21 protein-coding genes and 1 tRNA gene are annotated in these 20,605 nt (G+C 36.3%); 18 read left to right on the top strand and 4 right to left on the bottom strand.

All coding sequences use genetic code 11. The annotated features are described in order from the left end of the window. Positions 1-79: 79 nt before the first annotated feature. Both ACQV2R_RS04815 and ACQV2R_RS04820 read left to right on the top strand, forming a co-directional pair. Positions 80-152, top strand: a tRNA-Thr gene (locus tag ACQV2R_RS04815). A 267-nt stretch (positions 153-419) separates the two neighbouring features. After that, entirely contained in the window at positions 420-1,226 is an 807-nt protein-coding gene (locus tag ACQV2R_RS04820; RefSeq protein ID WP_428873959.1) for a formate/nitrite transporter family protein, read from the top strand. A 48-nt stretch (positions 1,227-1,274) separates the two neighbouring features. Here the strand turns inward: ACQV2R_RS04820 and ACQV2R_RS04825 are convergent, their stop codons facing one another. Beyond that, complete coding sequence (locus tag ACQV2R_RS04825; protein ID WP_428876569.1) at positions 1,275-2,357, bottom strand: M24 family metallopeptidase; 1,083 nt, start codon at positions 2,355-2,357, stop codon at positions 1,275-1,277. An 80-nt stretch (positions 2,358-2,437) separates the two neighbouring features. Here ACQV2R_RS04825 and yidD point away from each other — a divergent pair, with 80 nt between their 5' ends. The 4 genes from yidD (at position 2,438) to glmM (ending at position 5,986) form a co-directional block, all read left to right on the top strand. Further along, entirely contained in the window at positions 2,438-2,683 is a 246-nt protein-coding gene (gene yidD / locus ACQV2R_RS04830) for a membrane protein insertion efficiency factor YidD (RefSeq protein ID WP_428873961.1), read from the top strand. A gap of 62 nt (positions 2,684-2,745) precedes the next feature. After that, on the top strand, positions 2,746-3,609 hold the full coding sequence (gene cdaA, locus ACQV2R_RS04835) for a diadenylate cyclase CdaA (protein ID WP_428873962.1): 864 nt from the start codon (positions 2,746-2,748) through the stop codon (positions 3,607-3,609). Then, the gene (locus ACQV2R_RS04840) at positions 3,602-4,573 is read left to right on the top strand and encodes a CdaR family protein (protein WP_428875112.1); all 972 of its coding nucleotides are present in this window, start codon (positions 3,602-3,604) and stop codon (positions 4,571-4,573) included. The genes cdaA and ACQV2R_RS04840 overlap by 8 nt, the downstream gene beginning before the upstream one ends. A gap of 57 nt (positions 4,574-4,630) precedes the next feature. Beyond that, positions 4,631-5,986 carry a phosphoglucosamine mutase gene (glmM, locus tag ACQV2R_RS04845; protein WP_428875113.1) on the top strand — a complete coding sequence of 452 codons (1,356 nt, stop codon included), beginning with the start codon at positions 4,631-4,633 and terminating at the stop codon, positions 5,984-5,986. Positions 5,987-6,032: 46 nt separating this feature from the next. Here the strand turns inward: glmM and ACQV2R_RS04850 are convergent, their stop codons facing one another. Together ACQV2R_RS04850 and ACQV2R_RS04855 are read right to left on the bottom strand one after the other, a co-directional pair. After that, positions 6,033-6,842 carry a helix-turn-helix domain-containing protein gene (locus ACQV2R_RS04850; protein ID WP_428891889.1) on the bottom strand — a complete coding sequence of 270 codons (810 nt, stop codon included), beginning with the start codon at positions 6,840-6,842 and terminating at the stop codon, positions 6,033-6,035. Between the two features lie 349 nt (positions 6,843-7,191). Then, a complete protein-coding gene (locus ACQV2R_RS04855; protein WP_428891890.1) occupies positions 7,192-7,896 on the bottom strand; it encodes a hypothetical protein in 705 nt (234 codons plus the stop codon). Positions 7,897-8,079: 183 nt separating this feature from the next. Here ACQV2R_RS04855 and ACQV2R_RS04860 point away from each other — a divergent pair, with 183 nt between their 5' ends. From ACQV2R_RS04860 to ACQV2R_RS04900, 9 genes are all read left to right on the top strand, one after another. Continuing rightward, complete coding sequence (locus tag ACQV2R_RS04860) at positions 8,080-8,787, top strand: glucosamine-6-phosphate deaminase (RefSeq protein WP_428875116.1); 708 nt, start codon at positions 8,080-8,082, stop codon at positions 8,785-8,787. A gap of 125 nt (positions 8,788-8,912) precedes the next feature. After that, positions 8,913-9,473 carry a LemA family protein gene (locus tag ACQV2R_RS04865; RefSeq protein ID WP_428873969.1) on the top strand — a complete coding sequence of 187 codons (561 nt, stop codon included), beginning with the start codon at positions 8,913-8,915 and terminating at the stop codon, positions 9,471-9,473. A gap of 93 nt (positions 9,474-9,566) precedes the next feature. Next, the gene (locus ACQV2R_RS04870) at positions 9,567-10,349 is read left to right on the top strand and encodes a hypothetical protein (RefSeq protein WP_428876574.1); all 783 of its coding nucleotides are present in this window, start codon (positions 9,567-9,569) and stop codon (positions 10,347-10,349) included. Further along, a complete protein-coding gene (locus ACQV2R_RS04875; protein ID WP_428891891.1) occupies positions 10,346-11,431 on the top strand; it encodes a D-alanine--D-alanine ligase in 1,086 nt (361 codons plus the stop codon). Before ACQV2R_RS04870 ends, ACQV2R_RS04875 begins: the two co-directional genes overlap by 4 nt. Positions 11,432-11,442: 11 nt before the next feature. Further along, positions 11,443-12,849: a UDP-N-acetylmuramoyl-tripeptide--D-alanyl-D-alanine ligase gene (locus ACQV2R_RS04880; RefSeq protein ID WP_428876575.1), complete on the top strand. Its 1,407-nt coding sequence runs from the start codon at positions 11,443-11,445 to the stop codon at positions 12,847-12,849. Between the two features lie 105 nt (positions 12,850-12,954). After that, positions 12,955-14,421: a DEAD/DEAH box helicase gene (locus ACQV2R_RS04885; RefSeq protein ID WP_428873974.1), complete on the top strand. Its 1,467-nt coding sequence runs from the start codon at positions 12,955-12,957 to the stop codon at positions 14,419-14,421. A gap of 16 nt (positions 14,422-14,437) precedes the next feature. After that, positions 14,438-14,830 (top strand): holo-ACP synthase, encoded by a 393-nt coding sequence (gene acpS / locus ACQV2R_RS04890; RefSeq protein ID WP_428873975.1) that lies wholly within the window; start codon positions 14,438-14,440, stop codon positions 14,828-14,830. A gap of 11 nt (positions 14,831-14,841) precedes the next feature. Then, positions 14,842-16,056 carry an alanine racemase gene (alr, locus tag ACQV2R_RS04895; RefSeq protein WP_428873976.1) on the top strand — a complete coding sequence of 405 codons (1,215 nt, stop codon included), beginning with the start codon at positions 14,842-14,844 and terminating at the stop codon, positions 16,054-16,056. 9 nt (positions 16,057-16,065) lie between these two features. Then, on the top strand, positions 16,066-16,695 hold the full coding sequence (locus tag ACQV2R_RS04900; RefSeq protein WP_428875120.1) for an MBL fold metallo-hydrolase: 630 nt from the start codon (positions 16,066-16,068) through the stop codon (positions 16,693-16,695). 54 nt (positions 16,696-16,749) lie between these two features. Here the strand turns inward: ACQV2R_RS04900 and cbpA are convergent, their stop codons facing one another. Continuing rightward, on the bottom strand, positions 16,750-17,382 hold the full coding sequence (gene cbpA / locus ACQV2R_RS04905; protein ID WP_428875121.1) for a cyclic di-AMP binding protein CbpA: 633 nt from the start codon (positions 17,380-17,382) through the stop codon (positions 16,750-16,752). A gap of 212 nt (positions 17,383-17,594) precedes the next feature. Here cbpA and ACQV2R_RS04910 point away from each other — a divergent pair, with 212 nt between their 5' ends. The 3 genes from ACQV2R_RS04910 to yycF all read left to right on the top strand — a co-directional run bounded on the left by ACQV2R_RS04910 (position 17,595) and on the right by yycF (position 20,601). After that, positions 17,595-18,992, top strand: a complete 1,398-nt coding sequence (locus ACQV2R_RS04910) for a hemolysin family protein (protein WP_428874023.1) — start codon at positions 17,595-17,597, stop codon at positions 18,990-18,992. Positions 18,993-19,062: 70 nt separating this feature from the next. Then, entirely contained in the window at positions 19,063-19,746 is a 684-nt protein-coding gene (locus ACQV2R_RS04915) for an O-methyltransferase (protein WP_428873979.1), read from the top strand. A gap of 150 nt (positions 19,747-19,896) precedes the next feature. Next, positions 19,897-20,601 carry a response regulator YycF gene (yycF, locus tag ACQV2R_RS04920; protein WP_428873980.1) on the top strand — a complete coding sequence of 235 codons (705 nt, stop codon included), beginning with the start codon at positions 19,897-19,899 and terminating at the stop codon, positions 20,599-20,601. The last annotated feature ends 4 nt before the right edge of the window (positions 20,602-20,605 follow it).

Genomic DNA, 20,605 nt, shown 5'->3' on the forward strand with positions numbered 1-20,605 from the left:
CAGAGCGCATGACTGTTAATCATGATGTCGTAGGTTCGAGCCCTACTGGCGGAGTCTTTTTTTTTATAGATTTCTTTTTGCCGCCTTAGCTCAGCAGGTAGAGCGCTTCCATGGTAAGGAAGAGGTCGCCGGTTCAATCCCGGCAGGTGGCTTTTATAAAATAAATAAACAATTTTAAGTTTTATTACGAAGAATTTCTCTTTAACTTCTTCTAATAAAGCTTTTTCTTTTCTTCAATTTATTTTTGAAGAAAGATTTCCCTGTAATACTAGTTAAGTTATAATTTCAAAACTTATATCCACTCACTGTCTTTAAACTTTCATTATTCTTGCTATAATTTCTATTATTTTAACTTGATAATAAAGTAATAAACCTCTAAACTATAGAATGTTGTTAAATAACTTTAAAGGAGTTAAAGAATGAGAGAAAATATTGTAAATGAGTCACAGTTTGTTAAGATCATTGAGTCTTCTGTAAATAAGAAGGTTGGATTGTTCGAACAGAGTAAAGCGCGTTATTTTGTACGTTCTATGTATGCAGGAGCTATGTTAGTATTAGCTACAGCTATTGGCGTTTATGCTGCGGATTATATTAATGTTGGAGCTCCTCATATTGGCAAGTTCGTTTATTCAATCCTATTTGCTTTTGGTCTTTTATTTATTTTATTCCTACATCAAGAATTAGTTACTTCAAATATGATGTATTTAACGGCAGGTACTTATCACAAGTTTATAAGTCCTAACAAGACCGTTCAGATTCTTCTATTTTGTACCCTTGGTAATCTAGTTGGAGCTTTTGTAGCGGCCTTTATCGTTGCCCAAACAGGCGCTTTCAGTCAATTGACTGCTGAAAGCTTTATTGTTACTACTGTAAATGGAAAGTTAGGTAAAGATTTAGCTTTGATCTTCATCGAAGGGATTTTAGCCAACACCTTTGTAAACATAGCAATTGTTGGTTATTTATTGGCCAAAGAAGAAATTGCTAAGATAGTTATTGTTTTCGGCGCTATCTTCATGTTTGTGTTTTTAGGTTATGAACATGTGGTGGCTAACTTTGGATCATTTAGTTTAGTTGCTTTTAGTAATTATCAAGCAGAAGCTCTTCAGTTAGTGCCTGTTCTTTTAGCTTGGACTGTTGCTTGGGTTGCAAACTTTATTGGTGGCGGACTTGTTATTGGTCTCGTCTATGCATGGTTAAATGATGCTGGACTGGCACTTCATGATTAAAAAAATTAAGAAACCCTTGCAGCTTACATTAGCCACAAGGGTTATTTTTTATTTGTTAGGCAGAATGGTTAGTTCTTTATTCGCTAAGTTGATGACTTCACAGCCTGTTTCTGTAACGACAACTAGGTCTTCTATGCGTACGCCCATTTCACCTGGAAGATAGATACCGGGCTCAATTGAAAAAACATTTCCCACTTCTACTTTATTATGATTATGTTGGCTAACATCCCCATATTCATGGACGTCTCTACCAATAAAATGTCCGGTGCGGTGAGTGAAGTATTCACCATAGCCCGCATCTTCGATGATTTTTCTTGCGGTTAAGTCAATGGATGCAAATGACACCCCTGGTTTTACCTGTTTGATAGCCTCTTCGTTCGCTTTTAAAACAGTTTGATAGATTTCTTTATGCTTATCGGACACTTCGCCAAAAAAGACAGTTCGAGTCATATCTGAACAATATCCTTTATAACTTGATCCAATATCAATGATGATACTTTGTCCCACTTGAGGTAAACTATCATCGGTACTATGATGGGGGTCAGCACCATGGGGTCCATAGGCAATAATCGGTTCAAATGAAAAGCCGTCGCATTCGTACTCTTTATATAATGAAGCTAGTTGTTCTTTTATTTCATTTTCACTAGTGGTTGCATCTATCTTTTTAATCAGTGCTTGCATGACTTGATCGTTCCGATGTGATGCTTCCCGCATGATATCAATTTCTTCTTTTGATTTGATAGCACGAATTTTATCCACTAAGGGACTTCCATTTACATATTCAGCATTAGGATGTTGTTTCATCAAGTTAATTAAAAAATGACTTGGCCAGTTTTTATCAATACCGATATTACCAGCCTCTAAACCTTCAGCTAATTCTCTAATAATGGGTTCTCCATCATTATAATATTTAATAGCTAGATTATCTTTTTCCTTAAAAGTAGGGAATAATTGGTTAAGAATCAGTTGCATTTGTCCATTACGCTTAATTGATAATAATAAAAGTCTTTCACCAGGATCTGTATGGTATCCTACTAAATAATCAATTGTAGAGGGGTCAGATATTAAAAATTGTGAGATATCTTTTTTCTGCATAGCGTCTAGTAGTTTTTTTGTAGCTAATTTGTTCATATTTTTCCTCCTACTTGGTAACTTCTACATAAACTATTATAATAGAAGAAAATGGTTATTGTAATGATTGGAGGTAAAAAATGCAAAAGATATTTATTAGAATGATAAGATTCTACCAAAAATACATCTCCCCCTTAACGCCTCCTTCGTGTCGCTATTCACCAACTTGTTCAAGTTATACCATTCAAGCGATTGAGCGGTTTGGAGCACTTAAAGGTTCTTTAATGGGTTTAGCACGTATTTTAAGATGTCACCCCTTCCGTGAAGGAGGATTAGATCCTATACCGGATCATTTTACTTTAAGAAGGCAGCGGGTCAATAAATAAATTTTACCATGGGTTAATGAGACTATGGTAAAATAGTAATTAAGTTGAAAGTAGGTGAAAGGATGCTAGAGTGGCTCAATCAGTTCCTAGGCAACCATCCATTTGTGAGTTTACTGGATATTTTCATTGTCTGGTTCATTATTTATCGATTAATAGGCTATGCTAAACAATCTCGGGCAATGAATCTTTTGCAAGGAATAGGCTTAATTATTTTTGCCAAATTTGTAAGTCAAGGAATTGGTTTACAAACAATCGATTGGCTATTGGGGCAAGTTATTTCATGGGGAGTAGTCGCCCTTATTATTTTATTCCAAGCTGAATTGCGAAAAGCGTTAGAAAGTTTAGGGAAAATCCTTTTTAGAAATAGACAATCTTCAAGAAATCCGAGTGAAGAGTTAATTGAGGATTTAAAAAAATCCTTACTCTATATGTCAAAGCGTAAAATTGGAGCGCTCATTTCTATTGAAGGTGAAGATTCTTTAGAAGAATATATTAGTACTGGGACAACATTAGATTCTGAAATTTCTAGTCAATTATTAATCAATATCTTTATTCCCAACACGCCTTTGCATGATGGAGCAGTCATTATCAATGACTTTAGAATTGCGTCTGCCTCTTGTTATTTACCGCTTTCGGAAAGTAAATTAATTCCTAAGGAATTAGGAACAAGGCACCGGGCGGCAATTGGACTGGGAGAGAAAACAGATGCTTTGACATTAATAGTATCCGAAGAAACGGGCGCAATTAGTATTGTAAAGAATGATTTTTTACATCGTGATCTAGATAAAGAAGAACTACATGATTTGCTTAACAAATATCTTTATACAGAGATAGAAAAAAAAGACTCAAAAAGTCAAGATTCTAATATGTTTAAAACCCTCTTTAACAGGATGCGCTCAAGTAAAGGAGGCAAAAATAATGAATAAGATATTTGAAAAAAACTGGGCTGTGGGAATTATTTCATTAATTTTTGCTCTATTTATTTATACTTTTGTTACTAACGAAAACAATGCCCGTAATGCAGCCGTGAATTCTCAATTAGCTTCTAGTTTTAATACATCGGAGACTTTGTATAATGTGCCATTATATTTAGGCGATCATCCCGATGATATTTACGTTAGTGATCTTAAAGAAAGTGTGACCGTTCGTCTTGATGGCCCTAAAAATATTTTGAACCAAGTGACACGCGAAAACATTATGGTTCAAACTGAGAAAATTTCTAAAGGTCAAATTGGTGATCGAGAACTATTATTATTAATAGACGGCTTACCCGATGAAATCACTTATACCATCTCGCCTTCTAAAGTAAAAGTAGAGGTCCAACAGCGTAAAGTTGTGACGGTTGCTGTTGAAGTTTCACTTGATGATCTTCAATTAGAATCAGATTTTAAGGTAGAGTCTGTTAATATTGATCCAAAAGAAGTTAAATTAGTAGGCAGTCAAAGAGCCATTAATGCCATTGATTTTGTGGGCATTAGTATTCGCTCTAACCAACCGGTTGCAGAATCCTTTGCAGGTAATTATCGCTTACAAATTTTAGACAAAGATGGAAAGCCTCTCGATGTGAACTCAGAAACAATGGATATTAAAGCACAAGTGAACATTGTCCAAAACTCGAAAGAATTTCCTTTGAAAATTACTGCTATAGGAGAAGATAATACAAAAAATAATTATCGTTATTCCATTGTTGGTCAAGATAAAGTCACATTATTTGGTAGTCAGAAAATCCTTAATCCGATTAAAGAAGTAGAACTTGTTGTAGATGTTTCCGAACAGACAGAATCAGGTCAAGTTATAGGGTTACTGAATTTACCGAGTGGTATTTCGAGCGCGAGTATCAATGAGGCTAAAGTAGAAGTTATAATCGAGCCAGTGAAATTAAGTCAATAGTAACGTAATGAAAAGATTTAAGAAAGCTCACTTATAAGATTTAAAAAGGAGAAGAAAATGGGAAAATTTTTTGGAACGGATGGTGTTAGAGGAGTTGCTAATCAGGAATTAAGTCCAGAACTAGCATTCAAATTAGGTCGATATGGAGGATATGTTCTTTTACAGCACGCTGAATCTGTTGAAACACCAAGAGTCTTAGTTGCAAGAGATACACGTGTTTCTGGACAAATGCTAGAAGCTGCTTTAACCGCAGGTCTTTTGTCAGTTGGGATTGAAGTGATGCAATTGGGTATTGTACCCACTCCAGCCGTAGCCTATTTAACTAAAACGCAAAATGCTGTAGCTGGGATCATGATTTCTGCTTCACATAATCCTGCAGAAGATAATGGGATTAAATTTTTCGGTACCGATGGTTTTAAATTATCTGATCAGCAAGAAGAAGAAATAGAAGAACTACTAGATTCAGAAGAAGATAATTTGCCTCGACCAGCCGCTGAAGGCTTAGGCTTAATAGACGAATTCCATGAAGGAACTATAAAATACCTGAACTTTTTACAATCAACTATTTCAGTTGAATTAAGTGGATTGAGTGTCGCTATTGATGCGGCAAATGGAGCCACTTCACCCTTAATCAATCAATTATTTGCTGATTTAGACACTGATTTTTACACCATGGGTGATCGACCTAATGGGATAAACATTAATGATCAGGTTGGATCAACTCATCCAAAAGCTTTGCAAGAGCTAGTTAAGGAAAAAGAAGTGGATCTAGGATTAGCCTTTGACGGTGATGGAGATCGTTTAATTGCAGTTGATGAAAAGGGAAATCTAGTTGATGGAGATAAGATACTCTTTATTTGTGGAAATCATCTGAAGCAAAAAGGACGATTAAATGATAATACGATTGTCTCAACGGTTATGAGTAATATAGGTTTCCATAAAGCTTTAGAAGCCAATGAAATGGTTGCAATAAAAACGAATGTTGGAGATCGCTATGTTGTAGAAGCTATGCGTGAAGGTGGTTATACCTTAGGTGGTGAACAATCTGGACATATCGTCTTCTTAAATTTAAACACAACAGGAGACGGTCTATTAACAGCCGTACAATTAATGGCTGTTATGAGTGAAACGGGGAAGAAACTATCGGAATTAGCAGAAGAGGTCATCATCTATCCGCAAAAGTTAGTCAATGTTCGAGTTAGAGATAAACATACTGTTTTAGAAGAAGCAAAAGTTCAACAAGTCATTGAATCGGTTGAAAAAGAAATGGCCGGTGAAGGAAGAATTTTAGTTCGCCCAAGTGGAACGGAACCATTACTGCGAGTAATGGCCGAAGCTCCGACCGACGAATTAGTGGATAAGTATGTGCATAAAATTGCAGATGTTATTCGCCAAGTTAGAGGGATTGAATAAAATAAGCGCTTCATGAAATAGAATTTTCATGGAGCGCTTTGTTTTATTAAGCTAAACTAGAAAACTTTCGTCGATAAGCTGAAGGGGTCATATGATTACTTTCCTTAAATGTTTTTGAAAAGTGTGAAGGAGAATGAAAGCCAACTATATCAGAAATTTTTGAAATCGTAATAGACGTTTGAGCTAACAGTTTTTCTGCTTCAGACAGTCGCACATGAATTAAATAATCAATGGGAGAAAGTCCTGTTTGTTGTTTAAACAGTCTAATCATATAGTATTTATTGATATCAACAATATCAGAAAGCTGTTCAAGAGTTACTTTTTCAGAAAAATGTTCACGAATATAGTTTTTGATTATTTCGATTTCTTGGTGACGCACTTGAATAGAGGAGTCTTTAATGGACAGTTCATGGTGCCTCAGCACATGAACCATGACACACTCAATTAGTTTTCTTAAAACAAGTTCAGACCCTCTAAAGGGTTGTTTATATTCGATAAGGGCAAGATCTAAGTAATTTTTAATGGTCTGCGATTGATCGCAAACGATAAAAATATTATCCATTGATTCAATTTCAGCAGATGAAGTAAACAAAATTCCGGAAATTTCAACACGAAACCATTCTAATTTACGGATTGGTTGGATTTCAATCGAATGGTTAGGATTTAGGATGATGATATCACGTTTCTTAAAACCACCTATTTTCTCTTCAGAGATGAAATCAGCTGCCCCTTTATGAACATAAATTAAAACCAATTTATCTGAAGATTGGACTGTGAAACTTTGACTGGATGTGATTTTTTCGGATTGAATACTGTCTAGTTTAACAGAAGCTGAATTAATATTAGAAATATACATAGCGACCCTCCTTATTTTATATCTTCCCTACAATATATCATTTTAACAATATTATACACTAATTTTATTCCGATTGGTATAGTTAGAGTATTAAAAATTTTATATGATATTTTATTAATAAAAAGAAGCTTAACCATATAAGATTAAGCTTTGTGATATAAATTTTTTTAAACTTAATGAGAAATCATTTGAAAAGCTTATTAAAACAATAAGAAAATCTTATATAATCAAAAAAATGGAATAGATGGACAATAAGAGTTATTTAAAATAGAAATAAGATACTAATAAAATCCTTTAAAATCAACTGTTAAAAGAAAAAATATTCTTTTATTTAGTAGCGCTTCAAGGATTATGGAGTCGTTTTATTTTGCATAAAATACTCTGCATAAAGATTGAGCCAGCGAATAATTTTATGATCAAATAATGTCAAGATGTCTGCATCGGGAATAATTAATAGATGGCGAATTAGAAAGGCCCCTTGATAATAGATTGATTGAATAAAATCGGAATTTTCATAAAGGGTGGTGGCGAATTCAGTGAGAATATACGCCAATGGGACGGTATCTTTTTTAATAACTGTTAATTTACCAGCTTCGAAGGCCACTTCTTTAGAAGTGGTAGTTTGCTCGGACAGCTCAGAGGTTTCGGATTTTTCCTGAGTTGTCGTTATTTTTTCTTGACTACGATTATCATTATCTTCTTGATCGTTAGTGACGGTTGTTAATTGATTGCTTGTGATTGTTGACTCATCTTTACTAGCTTGACGACTTGTTTGAGTACTTTCATTCGGATCGAAAGTAATCGGTGGAGTAGGAGCAATCACTTCCTGGGTGGTAGTTGTTGATTCATCCTCGGGTTTTTCAACGCTGGTGGTTTGTTTGTTGCTTGGGTTTTTAACGGGATTAGTCTCAACTGGACTGGATAGCCTGTGGAAGCCTGAAGCTTGCGTTTCAATATAGGGAGATTTGATGCTGATGATAAAAAAACACATCAACATTATAAAGCATAGAATAGTCTTTGAATGGTTTAATTTTAGCTTGTTTTTCTCACACACTTTTATGCTCTCCTCCCTAATGATTTGTTAATACTAGTTTATCATTAATTATTTAATTTATGTGGTTTGTTACCTGAATGTTGCCAGCTTGAGAAGAATGTCATTTAATGTTGCTTTGTTAAATATATATTTAATGATAAACTATTTAAAAGAAAAAAGCCTAATACTTAAGGAGGATTTATTATGAGAGTTGAAATCTATAACAGTTCAGAAGAGGCATCATTAAGAGCTTTAGAAATATTCAAGCTTAGTCAGCAAGAGGGGGCTGATGTATATGGTATGGCGACTGGATCGACCCCGGAAAGATTATATGAGCTTTTAAGTCAGTCGGATATGGACTTCAGTCAGGCTGTTGCAATTAATTTGGATGAATACGTTGGATTAGATGACGAGAATCCTCAAAGTTATGCTTTCTATATGAATGACCATCTCTTCAAAAACAAACCCTTTAAAGGCTCTTTTATTCCGAATGGACAGGCTAAAGATATCGATGCTGAGTTAGCTCGATACGATCAAGTAATTAAAGACAATCCGGTTGATTTGCAACTATTAGGCTTGGGTTCGAATGGCCACATAGGGTTTAACGAACCTGGGTCCGATTTAGAAGCTGGCACATCCCTAGTGAGTCTGACGCAATCTACAATTGATGATAATCAACGTTTTTTTGGTTCTAAAGAAGAAACGCCTACCAAAGCAATTACGATGGGTGTGGGAGCTATTATAAAAGCTAAAAAAATAATAATTATGGCCTTTGGTAGTCAAAAGGCTCAAGCTGTACGAGGTATGATTGAAGGCCCTATTACATCAGACTTACCGGCTAGTGTTTTACAAAAGCATCGGAATGTTTACGTACTCTTAGATAGAGAAGCGGCATCCTCATTGACTCGTTAAAGTCTAAGAATAAATAATGGTGCTTCATCTTCGCTGATATTAAGGTGTTAAAGATAATAGCTTTATATTCACTCTTTTATTGCAATCGCTTATAATAGATTTATATGAAAGGATGTGCTAAGGATATGTTTATGTATATTTTGTTAGGTGTAATAGGTATAATAGCTCTTTTTTGGGTAGGTGTTTATAACAATTTAATTAAAGCTCGTAACGGGGTAGAAGGTTCTTTTAGTCAAATTGACGTTCAACTTCAAAGAAGAAACGATCTGATACCGAATGTGGTTGAAACAGTTAAAGGATATGCTGAGCACGAACGCCAAACACTAGAAAATGTGACCAAAGCGCGTCAGCAGTTAGTTAATCTACCTGCTGATGCAAGTCCAGAAATGATCAATAGTAAATCTAACAGCTTAACTTCAGCATTATCACGTTTGCTTGTCGTAGCGGAACAATATCCTGATCTAAAAGCGAACGCTAATTTTCAAGAATTACAAAGATCACTTGAAGATACAGAAAACAAGATTGCAGTTTCTCGCCAACTTTATAATTCAAGTGTACAAACCTATAATGAGAAGGTTCAAGTTTTTCCTAACAATGTGGTAGCGGGAGTCCATGGATTTGGCGAGAAAACTTATTTAGAAGCTCCAGAAGCTGCTCGTCAAGCACCTCAAGTCTCTTTTGACTAATAATTTTATGCCTTCTTTAAAATTAGGCTTTGCATTGGAAATCAAAGAGAGTAGAATGTGAGTTACCGATCTTTAAAAGAAAGGAGGTAGAGAATGAATCGGATTAATCTTTATGTGCATTATGATGCCGTTACTAATTATTTTATGACGCGAGGAATAAGCCTAAAAATAATGGATTTCAATCGTCAATATTTACCACAAAATATTATTTTAGCGAATGCACCGGAAGAATTCGGTCGTTTTGACGTTCAAACGGATTTTAAAATTCTACGCAATCAGACAGAAGTTTTAAACTATTTTGAACTTTGTCAAAAAGAAGGGCGTCGAATGTCTAATTGGATTGATTTCGATAGTATGGAATTGATGCACCAATTAACCCCCGTTGAAATTTCAGAACTACTCTACCTTTTTCACGCTAATAAAGCCTTGAGATCACCTTTCTTTTATAAGTTGCAAAATAACTATGTTTATTTAACCATGTCAAATGGCTTAAATAAAACATATTATCGGCATATGTCTCACTTTTATGGGCGCTTTGCTCGGGCTCTAAGTGAACATCTGTCTAACATAATCAATGAAAATGTTGGGTGGTTTACAAGACGGAAAAAAGTAATAGCACCAATGCCCGTTAGACTAGTAGAGGAATTAAGCCCCCTATTTATGAATGGGTTAAAAATTGATTTAAAACAAGCCATTAAAGAAAATGATACTTGGAGTATCCCTCTATATATAATTGAGGATGAATTAACTTATTTAACACGTAATTTCGATCGTAAAGATGCTGTTGGACAGATAATTTACCAAGAATCAACCAGTCAATGGCGCATCGAAGACTTAAGCCAACAGTTGGAAGACAAGACGGAGGGAACTCAATGAAAATAATATTACTATATGGTGGGCAAAGTGCTGAGCATGAGATCTCTATTATTTCAGCTCATAATATTTCGCAAGCAATTATGTACAATTTATATACAGTGCAGCCGATTTATATCACCAAAGATGGGCAATGGATTCAAGGGCCGGAAATGAATGAACCTTCTTTAGGTGATCAGCAATTAATATTTAATGAATCCGATCATGCAAAGTGGTCAACCACAAACACACCTTCAAAAGGAGTGGTTATAAAACCGGGAGAGATTCAAGAGGAGGATGCCATAGTCTTTCCTGTTTTACACGGTCCTAATGGTGAAGATGGCACTATTCAAGGCTTTGTAGAAGTTTTAGATATGCCATATGTTGGAGCAGGGATTACCGCTTCAGCAAATGGTATGGATAAAATCATTTCTAAATCTTTATTTACCCAAGCAGGCATTCCTCAAGTTCCCTATGTTTCCTTTGATGATGTAGAGTGGAAAAATCAGCAAGAAAACTTAATTATTAAAGCTGAAGGAACATTACTGTACCCAATGTTTGTCAAGCCAGCTAATATGGGATCGAGTGTTGGGATTTCTAAGGCTCAAGATAAATATCAGCTAATTGAAGCAGTTAATGAAGCTTTGAAGTATGACCGTCGCATTGTGGTTGAGCAAGGAATTAGTGCTGATGAGTGTGAAGTAGCCATTTTAGGTAATGAAGATATTCACGTGTCTTGTGTGGGACGATTGGTAAAAACCCAAGATTTCTACGATTATTCCGAAAAATATATTAATAATACGGTTGAAATGGAAATTCCAGCTGATTTACCTGAAAGTCTATCTGAAGAAATTCAAAACTATGCGAAAAAAGCTTATCGGGTGATTGATGGTTCTGGATTAGCAAGGGCCGACTTTTTTGTCACTGCTAACCATGATATTTACATTAATGAGCTAAATACCATGCCAGGATTCACCCAATACTCGATGTATCCAAGTCTTTGGAAAGCAACAGGCTTAGAATATCGGGACTTAATTGAAGAACTCATTCAATTAGGGTTGAGCCGACATAAAACAAAGTCTCAAATGAAAAGTTATAAAAGTTAGGGAGCGAGTCTTTGAAAGCAATTCAAATTAACGAAATCATCAAGACTTTAAAACTAAATCCGTTTAATTATCAGCCAGTCTTAGGTCAAGAAATTACCAGTGTAGAGTTTGACTCACGTAAGGTCAAAAAGGCTAGTCTTTTTGTCCCATTAGTAGGGGGTACTACGGATGGTCATGACTATATTCAAAATGCAATAGATAATGGTGCCATCGCTTGTTTTTGGTCACGTCCTATAGAAGAAGCACCCTCTGAACAATTAATTGTTATCAAGGTTGAAGATACATTAGCGGCCTTTCATCAATTAGCAAATTATTATCGTCATCTTATTCAGCCTATTGTGATAGGTATCACAGGGAGTAATGGTAAAACAACTGCTAAAGACATGACAGCCATGAGTTTAACTTCAAAATATAGTGTCCATAAAACCCAAGGGAATTATAATAACGAAATTGGTATGCCTTATACACTATTGCAAATGCCTGAAGATACGCAGGTATGTGTCTTAGAGATGGGGATGAGTGACTTTGGAGAAATTAGTCGATTAAGTAAAATCGCTGAGCCTGATATTGCTGTAGTGACTATTATCGGAGAGAGCCACTTAGAATTTTTAGGGAGTCGGCAAGGCATTACACAAGCAAAATTAGAAATATTAGATGGTCTCACTTCCAATGGTATTTTCTTATACCCTGGCAATGAGCCTTTAATTGAAGCAGAGTTGCAAAAAAAACAGGTTAAAATTAAAAGTTACTGCTTTGGTTTTGAAAAAAGTGACGATTTTTATGCTTACGCTATTAATCAAGAATATAATAAAACTTTTTTCCGCACGAATATTGATGAAAATGTGTTATGTTCGATCCCAATCATTGGAGCCTATAATGTTACTAATGCTTTAATTGCTCTAAGCATTGCTAAACTATTAGAAGTTCCTACCGAACAAGCTATTTTCCAATTATCACAATTTAAACTGACAGCCAATCGGGTACAATGGTTAACCACTAAAAATGGCGCTAGACTTTTAAATGATGCTTACAATGCCAGTCCAACTTCCATGCGAGCTGTTTTAAATACTTTGGCTGATGTTGAAGTAGAAGGTGCGGGCCGTAAAATTGCTGTTTTGGGTGATATTAGGGAGTTAGGAGCCCAAAGTGAAGAATATCATCGTAGTTTAAAAGATTCACTGGACGTAAGCGTGTTAGATAAGGTATACTTGTTTGGCGACCAGATGGCTTATTTATACGATGAATTGCAAAAAACTTTTGCAAAGGAACAGTTGTTTTATGAAAAAGCAGATCATCAACGTTTGATAGACGCTCTTAGTATAGAGACATCAAATGAAGATGTCATCCTAGTTAAGTCTAGCTTCGGTGTTGACTTACTGAGCGTTGTGACGGCGTTAACTGGAATCAAAACACAATGATCAACCATAAGGTTTAAAAACTTTATAAACAGATGATAGTGGGGCTGGGGTAAATACCCAGTCCCTTGTTGAAATTCTTATCAATAGAAGAAAAGGAAGAATTATTTGAAATTTAAAGATTTACAACTAGATGAACGATTAGTTAAAACACTTGATGAGTTAGGTTTTGAAGAGCCAACTCCCATCCAGCAAAAAGCAATACCTGTAGCACTGGAGGGCCGTGACTTAATCGGTCAAGCGCAAACAGGAACAGGAAAAACAGCAGCCTTTGGTCTGCCTTTATTAAATAAACTGGAAACCAACCATGATAATATTCAAAGTTTAGTGGTAGCTCCAACAAGAGAACTCGCTATCCAAGTTCAGGAAGAGTTATTTCGTTTAGGAAAAGGCGTTCGTTCGCGTATTTATGTGGTCTATGGTGGCTCACCAATCGGTAAGCAAATTGAGCGTATTAAACGTAATAAACCACAAGTTATTGTGGGGACTCCAGGACGACTATTAGACTTAATCAATCGAAAAGTTTTGAAATTAGAGCATGTACAAACTTTGGTTTTAGATGAAGCCGACGAAATGCTAAATATGGGTTTTATTGAAGATATTAAGTCGATTGTTTCTAAAACACCTCAAGCAAGACAAACGTTACTCTTCTCAGCGACTATGCCACCAGCAATTCGAAACTTAGCAGATCAATTTCTTAAATCACCAGCTCATGTACATATTGAAACAAAACATGTAACAGCAGACTTGATTGAGCAATTTTATGCTAAGTGCCGTGACGATGAGAAATTTGATGCCTTATCACGTTTTCTTGACGTTCAAATGCCTAAGCAAGCGATTATCTTCTGTCGGACTAAAAAGCGTGTCGATGAAGTCGGCCGTGGTCTAAACCTAAGAGGTTACAATGCAGAAGTGATCCATGGTGATATTACTCAACAGAAACGGTCTAGCGTGATTAACGCCTTCAAAAAAGGCAATGTAGAACTCTTAGTCGCAACTGATGTTGCCGCCAGAGGATTAGATATTACAGGCGTTACTCACGTCTATAACTATGATATTACGCAAGATCCTGAGTCTTATGTTCACCGTATCGGGCGTACAGGGCGTGCAGGCAATGAAGGTTTGTCATTAACCTTTGTCTTACCGACTGAAATGCCTTATTTAAGAACCATCGAAAAATTAGTCGGTAAACAAATGCAACCGATGAAACCACCAACCATTCAAGAAGCACAACAAGGACAAATCCACCAAATTATCGAACAGATTAATGAGCAATTAGAAGGCGACCAGGTGAATCATAGTCGGCAAAATGCTAAACTACTTTTAGCTAACTATGAAGCGGAAGATTTAGTAGCAGCCCTTTTAGGACAAATTGTTTCAGAAAGCCGTGAAATTGCCGTTTCGATTTCACCGCAAAAACCATTACCAAATGCAGACCGCAAAAAACGGAATAATCGTGACAACTATCGCAAAAAGTCTGGCAAATCAAACCGCAATAAATATTCCGGTGGTAATAAAGGCAACTATTCAAAGTCTAACAAGAAAAATTTTAAGATGAAGAAAAAAGAGCGTTAATATTTGAGGTATTATAATGGAGATAGGAATTGATATTGTAGAAATTGATCGGATTGCTAAGGCCCTAGCTAGACACAAAGCTTTTCCAAATAAAATATTATCAGATCAAGAACTACGAGTATTTGATAAATATTCCTCTCAGCGGCAGCTCATTTATTTGGCTGGCCGCTTTTGTGCTAAAGAGGCTTATGTTAAAGCTATGGGTACAGGGATTGGACACTTGAAGTTTTCTGATATTTCAATTATCAATGACGAGAGAGGACGACCTAAGATTACAGCAGGTCCAATAATAAAACATGCCAAAGTATCGATTAGTCATGGTCAAGATTACGCAACGGCTATGGTTGTAATGGACTGTGATCAGCAAACGATTGACCAAGCCTATCAAAAATTTATAAACAAGTCGTAAGGAGTCAAAAAATGTATCGAGCAAGTGAGCACCGCCCAACGCAAGCAGTCATTAGTTTAGAAAACATTAAACATAATATCAAGCTATACCAAGATAAGAAAGCTTCACATCAACAAATATATGCAGTAGTTAAAGCCAACGCTTATGGACATGGAGCAATTCCAATTGCTAAGGCAGCCATTGAAGCAGGTGTGAATGGATTGTGCGTTGCCACAGTAGATGAAGCCATCCAACTCCGCAAGCTGGGTCTGACTAAAATACCAATTTTAGTAATGGGCTTAACATTACCCTATGGAATAGCCGAGATTTTATATTATGATTTAACGATTACTGTTTCAGATTTAAGCTTTTTTGACCAGTCTTTCCACCAGCTTAAAAAGAATCAGCAAGAGAATCTGTTGAAAGAGAATCCATTAAAATTTCATTTGAAGCTGGATACGGGGATGTCACGAGTGGGGTTAAGGACCAAAGAAGAAGTACTAGCCTTTGTTGAAGGCGTTAAAGCTTATTCGTGGCTAAATTGGCAAGGGGTTTTCACTCATTTTGCAACGGCTGGTGGTGGCCCCTTAAGTTATATTGACTATCAATGGGAGCGTTGGCAAGCTTTAATTTCTTATATTCCTGATTTTGTGTCTTTAAGACACTTTGATAATTCAGCCATGGGACTTTATCCTGCAATTGGCGACCGATCAGATATTATACGCTTAGGTATTTCCATGTATGGTCTCAATAGTAGAGACTGTGTCCCTGAAGATTTAGTGACGGACCAGCAAATTACTGATTATCATTTAGATAAAGAGGGTTTACGCAGTAAAAATTCTACAAATGAACTTAATTTGAAGCCAGCATTTCAATTGTTGTCTGAATTGTCCTATGTGAAGAAAGTTGAAAAAGGAACGCGTATTTCTTATGGAGCAAGCTATGAAAGTCCAGAGGATGAATGGATTGGTACTATTCCGATTGGCTATGCCGATGGTTGGCTTCGCGCTTATGCTAAAATTCCTATTTTGGTAGAAGGATATGCATGCCCTGTTTTAGGTGTGATTAATATGGATCAATTAATGATTCGTTTACCCAAGGAATTCCCTGTGGGAACGGAAGTGACAATAATCGGTCAAGATGGTAAATATTATAATCACCCCTCTTTGTTGGCACATATGGCAGGAACTATTTCCTATGAAATATTATCATGTATTAGTGAAAGAGTTCCTCGAATTTATATATAGGAGGATAATATGTTAGAAGTAGCTATGAAAACAGTGGGTCCTATGCAGGAAAATACTTATGTAGTGATTCATCCCAATCAAGAGGTCATCCTTTTTGATCCGGGTGCAGAAGCGGATAAATTGATTGAATGGATTGATGGTCAAGGCTGGAAACCGAAAGCTATTCTTCAAACCCATTGCCATTTTGATCATATTGGTGGTTTAGACCAATTGAGAGATTATTATCACGTTCCAGTCTATGTACATACATTAGAAGCTGATTTCCTCGGTGATCCAGCCTTAAACTTGTCTACAATGCTTACTCAACCGATTATTCAGCGTAAAGCTGATCATCTTTGGGAAAGTATGGGGGAAGTTTCAATCGCTTCTTTTAAGTTTGAAGTGAAGCATACACCCGGACACAGTCCAGGTCATGTGATTTATCTATTTGATGAGGATGAATTTGTGATATCTGGTGACCTTGTTTTTGCAGGCAGTGTTGGACGTACGGATTTACCGAATGCTAGTCATCAACAATTAATGGAAAGTATTCAACGCGAAATTTTACCTTTGAGTGATAATTATCAGTTGTACCCTGGACATGGCAACCCAACGTTTGTAGCCCAAGAGCGCCAGAACAATCCTTATTTTCCTAAATAATTATAAAATCCCCGTTAACTCTTCTTCGATTAGAGGTTAGCGGGGATAAATATTTTAAATGTACCAGAATTCAACCGTGTATTTACGGCGTTGCAAATCTTGAACGAGGTTTTGAAAGGTAAGACGGCTAGTATCTTGGTGGATTTGAAAGAGGATATAGGAACGGTTGTTAAAATCGGTCTTATCAATGGTCATTGAGGAAGAAATATCGCAATAACGGTTAACTAGACGGGCAATCTTAGTGAGATTGCCCTTTTTACCGAGGGCTTCTACTTTTAATATATAGCCTACGACCGGCATATCCCAAGCTTGATTTAAAAAGCTCAGAAAGTTTGTGTGTTCCACAATCCCTAAAAAGGTATGTTCCTTACTTAAGACAGCAACATAGGGTAGGTCTTTTATAGCAAAAAACAATTCCAAAATTGAATGGTGAATACGGATAATTTTGGTGGTGTTTTTTAAAAAGCGGGTCACGGGTAAAGAACTAAGATCAGCGTCAGGATGATGAAATTTATATTGATAAATATGGAAGCGGTAAATGTTACCACGGAAAATGGATTGGCTATCATCTACCACCGGGGCGCAACGAAGATTATTTTTTTCTAATAATTCAATAGCTTCTAGACAAGTGCATGTTTCCGGTAGAGTGAGAAGGGCATTTTTGGGTGTCATTAAGTCTTCAATCATTAGTTTCTCCAATTCTTTACTAATTATTTAGGTAAAAGTTGGCATCTACTCTCCTATTTTATCATAGTAATTAAAATGCGCAATCGTTCTCTCATAGTTTTTTAATAATTTGCTAGTTTCTATCCAGATAAAGTGTTGCTTTTTATATTGAAATTACCTATTATAAAAGTAGTCGAAATTTTTAGATGCATAAAGGAGAAATGAACTTAACTATGGACTCTTCGGAGAATTCACTGATAGCGCAATTAGTCTTAATTTTATGTTTAACCGCAATTAACGCTTTTTTCGCTGCAGCAGAAATTGCTTTTGTTTCAATTAACCAATCGAGAATGAGAACGTTAGCGGAAGAAGAGCAGAACAAAAAAGCACAACGAGTGCTGAGATTAATCGATAATGCAGATGATTTTTTAGCGACCATCCAAGTAGCAATTACTTTGGCAGGTTTCCTTTCATCTGCGTCAGCTGCAACAAGTTTTGCAGATTATATAGTAAGATGGATACCATTTTTTCCGGGTGCGAAGTCACTTTCAATAGTGATAGTAACGGTCTTGCTTTCTTATGTGACCTTGGTCTTGGGTGAGCTTTACCCTAAACAAATCGCTTTACAAATGCCTGACAAAGTAGCTATGGCTACTAGCGCCATTGTTGAATGGGTTCAAAAACTATTCACTCCATTTGTTGCCTTATTATCGGTTTCTACTGGCTTTTTAAAACGGTTAACACCTATTGATTTCAATGCTGATAATGACCAGTTTACCCGTGAAGAAATGGTGGCTATTCTAACCCAAAGCCAACAAGAAGGAACAATCGATTTAGCGGAGTATTCAATGCTTGAAGGAGTCCTGTCGCTTGACTCTAAGCTTGCAAGAGAGGTCATGGTTCCACGGACCGACACACAAATGGTTGATATAGAAGATGAGTACGATGAAATTCTCACAACTATTTTAAATAGTCCTTTTTCACGTTTGCCTATTTATGAAGAAAGTAAAGATAATGTCATTGGTGTGCTCCATGTTAAGCAATTATTAAAAACGGCCAGTCAACAAGGCTTTGATCAGATTGATTTTTTAGAAATTGCTAACGATCCTCTATTTGTCCCTTCTACGGCCTATATTGATGACTTGCTGTTGGAATTCCGTCGAGAAGAGACCCATATGGCTATCTTACGAGATGAGTATGGTGGTGTCGAGGGAATCGTTACTCTTGAAGATTTAATTGAAGAAATAGTAGGTGATATCAATGATGAGTCCGATATTACCGCTTCTGTCGTTCGCAAGATCGATGATATGAATTATTACATTAATGGCGTTATGACCTTAGAAAAGTTCAATCATTATTTTGATGAGCACTTAGACTCAGAGGAAGTAGATACTATCGCTGGTTTGATGATTCAAGTGATTGGCTATGTACCAGATGATGACGAGCGTACATCAGTCAGAATGAATGACTATGTCTTAACGACCAGTAATGTTGAAAATGGAAGAATCCGTGGTATTCAAGTCACTCATGATTCAGCCTATGCTTTAGAAACAGATTATAGTCTCTATGAATTTGAGCACGATAGCGATCGTCGGGATAATGACTATGGTTTAGATACTGAAAAAAAATAAAACAAACCGCAGTGAACGAGTGAGTCAAAAGACCTTCTCGTTCACTCTTTATTTATTAGGAGATGAAAGTATGTTAAATGAAATGATGCATCGACCGGTAGTGATGGAATCCATCGTTCAATTTATGCGAGAGGGTCAATTGCCTTTTGAAGGACAAGTTGCAGAGATAGAAGCCTATGCTAACGAGAGAGGAATACCCGTCATTCCTCATGAAACAGCAAAGTTTATTGATTTTTTATGTGCAAGTCTTCAACCCCAGCGCATTTTAGAAATCGGAACAGCTATTGGTTTTTCTGCTAGTTTAATGGCTCAGCACTTACGAAATGATGGACACTTAACCACCATTGACCGCTACCCTGATATGTATGAAAGGGCAAAAGAAAATTTTGCTAAACAAGGGCTAAATAATCGTATTGAACTTCTTGAAGGAGATGCAGCAGACTTATTGCCCCAGCTAGATGAGGCTTATGATCTTATATTTATGGATTCCGCCAAGGCAAAATATATCGAATTTTTACCTGAGTGTATGCGTCTTTTGCGACTTGGAGGGATCTTGATTATTGACGATGTTTTTCAAGGAGGAACCATTTTACACGACGAAAAAGAGATTCCCAAACGGGTTCGTAAAATTCATCGTAAACTCAATGAGTTGCATCAAGTAGTTTTAACTTCCAAAGAACACCGTTCTTGTTTAATTCCTTTAGGAGATGGTTTGCTAATGATTCGTAAAGAATCAGATAAGATTGATTTTTAAAGCCAAAAACAAAGCAATTAAAAGTGTCGTATTTTGACTATTTACATGATAAAGGTATAATATGCATAGAAGAAAAAAGGAGTCGCAAGCTCAATAATAAACCCTTCCTCGTTAATTTTTTTATGAGAAGGAGATAAGGAGTGAAACAGCGTGAAATTAATTCTTGTTGTGGACGATGAGAAACCAATCTCAGACATCATTACATTTAATTTAAAAAATGAAGGATTTGAAGTAGAGACAGCTTATGATGGTGAAGAAGCTCTTGAAAAGTTTGCTGAAAAATCACCTGATCTCATTTTGTTAGATCTAATGCTCCCTAAAATTGAGGGACTCGAGGTGTGCCGTGAGATTCGAAAAACCAGTTCTGTGCCAATTATTATGTTAACCGCTAAAGACTCTGAAATCGATAAGGTTTTAGGCCTAGAGTTAGGTGCAGATGATTATGTGACAAAACCTTTTTCAAACCGTGAGTTGGTTGCTCGTGTTAAAGCTAATTTACGTCGAAATACTGTAAGAGAAGAAGAACTAGAAGCTGCTCAAAATAATGACATCGAAGTGGGAGACTTGATTATTCATCAAGATGCCTATATTGTTTCAAAAAATGGAGTTGAAATCGAGCTAACTCACCGAGAATTTGAATTGTTACATTACCTTTCTTTACATATTGGCCAAGTGATGACGCGTGAACATTTATTAGAAACTGTTTGGGGCTATGATTACTTTGGTGATGTTCGAACAGTGGATGTTACTGTAAGACGTTTACGTGAAAAAATTGAAGATTTACCAAGTCATCCGACCTATATTATCACCAGAAGAGGGGTTGGCTATTTTCTTAAGAACCCAGATCAAGAGTAGGGAG

This window comes from Facklamia sp. P12937 (assembly GCF_050409505.1).
Taxonomy (GTDB): domain Bacteria; phylum Bacillota; class Bacilli; order Lactobacillales; family Aerococcaceae; genus Facklamia.

Excerpts from the sequence above, each read along its gene's own strand:
- cdaA (WP_428873962.1), top strand. The coding sequence starts at position 2,746 with ATGCTAGAGTGGCTCAATCAGTTCCTAGGCAACCATCCATTTGTGAGT.
- ACQV2R_RS04875 (WP_428891891.1), top strand. The coding sequence starts at position 10,346 with ATGAAAATAATATTACTATATGGTGGGCAAAGTGCTGAGCATGAGATC.
- ACQV2R_RS04915 (WP_428873979.1), top strand. The coding sequence starts at position 19,063 with ATGTTAAATGAAATGATGCATCGACCGGTAGTGATGGAATCCATCGTT.
- ACQV2R_RS04840 (WP_428875112.1), top strand. The coding sequence starts at position 3,602 with ATGAATAAGATATTTGAAAAAAACTGGGCTGTGGGAATTATTTCATTA.
- alr (WP_428873976.1), top strand. The coding sequence starts at position 14,842 with ATGTATCGAGCAAGTGAGCACCGCCCAACGCAAGCAGTCATTAGTTTA.
- cbpA (WP_428875121.1), bottom strand. The coding sequence starts at position 17,382 with ATGATTGAAGACTTAATGACACCCAAAAATGCCCTTCTCACTCTACCG.
- ACQV2R_RS04900 (WP_428875120.1), top strand. The coding sequence starts at position 16,066 with ATGTTAGAAGTAGCTATGAAAACAGTGGGTCCTATGCAGGAAAATACT.
- ACQV2R_RS04860 (WP_428875116.1), top strand. The coding sequence starts at position 8,080 with ATGAGAGTTGAAATCTATAACAGTTCAGAAGAGGCATCATTAAGAGCT.
- acpS (WP_428873975.1), top strand. The coding sequence starts at position 14,438 with ATGGAGATAGGAATTGATATTGTAGAAATTGATCGGATTGCTAAGGCC.
- ACQV2R_RS04820 (WP_428873959.1), top strand. The coding sequence starts at position 420 with ATGAGAGAAAATATTGTAAATGAGTCACAGTTTGTTAAGATCATTGAG.
- ACQV2R_RS04825 (WP_428876569.1), bottom strand. The coding sequence starts at position 2,357 with ATGAACAAATTAGCTACAAAAAAACTACTAGACGCTATGCAGAAAAAA.
- glmM (WP_428875113.1), top strand. The coding sequence starts at position 4,631 with ATGGGAAAATTTTTTGGAACGGATGGTGTTAGAGGAGTTGCTAATCAG.
- ACQV2R_RS04870 (WP_428876574.1), top strand. The coding sequence starts at position 9,567 with ATGAATCGGATTAATCTTTATGTGCATTATGATGCCGTTACTAATTAT.
- ACQV2R_RS04850 (WP_428891889.1), bottom strand. The coding sequence starts at position 6,842 with ATGTATATTTCTAATATTAATTCAGCTTCTGTTAAACTAGACAGTATT.
- ACQV2R_RS04865 (WP_428873969.1), top strand. The coding sequence starts at position 8,913 with ATGTTTATGTATATTTTGTTAGGTGTAATAGGTATAATAGCTCTTTTT.
- ACQV2R_RS04910 (WP_428874023.1), top strand. The coding sequence starts at position 17,595 with ATGGACTCTTCGGAGAATTCACTGATAGCGCAATTAGTCTTAATTTTA.
- yidD (WP_428873961.1), top strand. The coding sequence starts at position 2,438 with ATGCAAAAGATATTTATTAGAATGATAAGATTCTACCAAAAATACATC.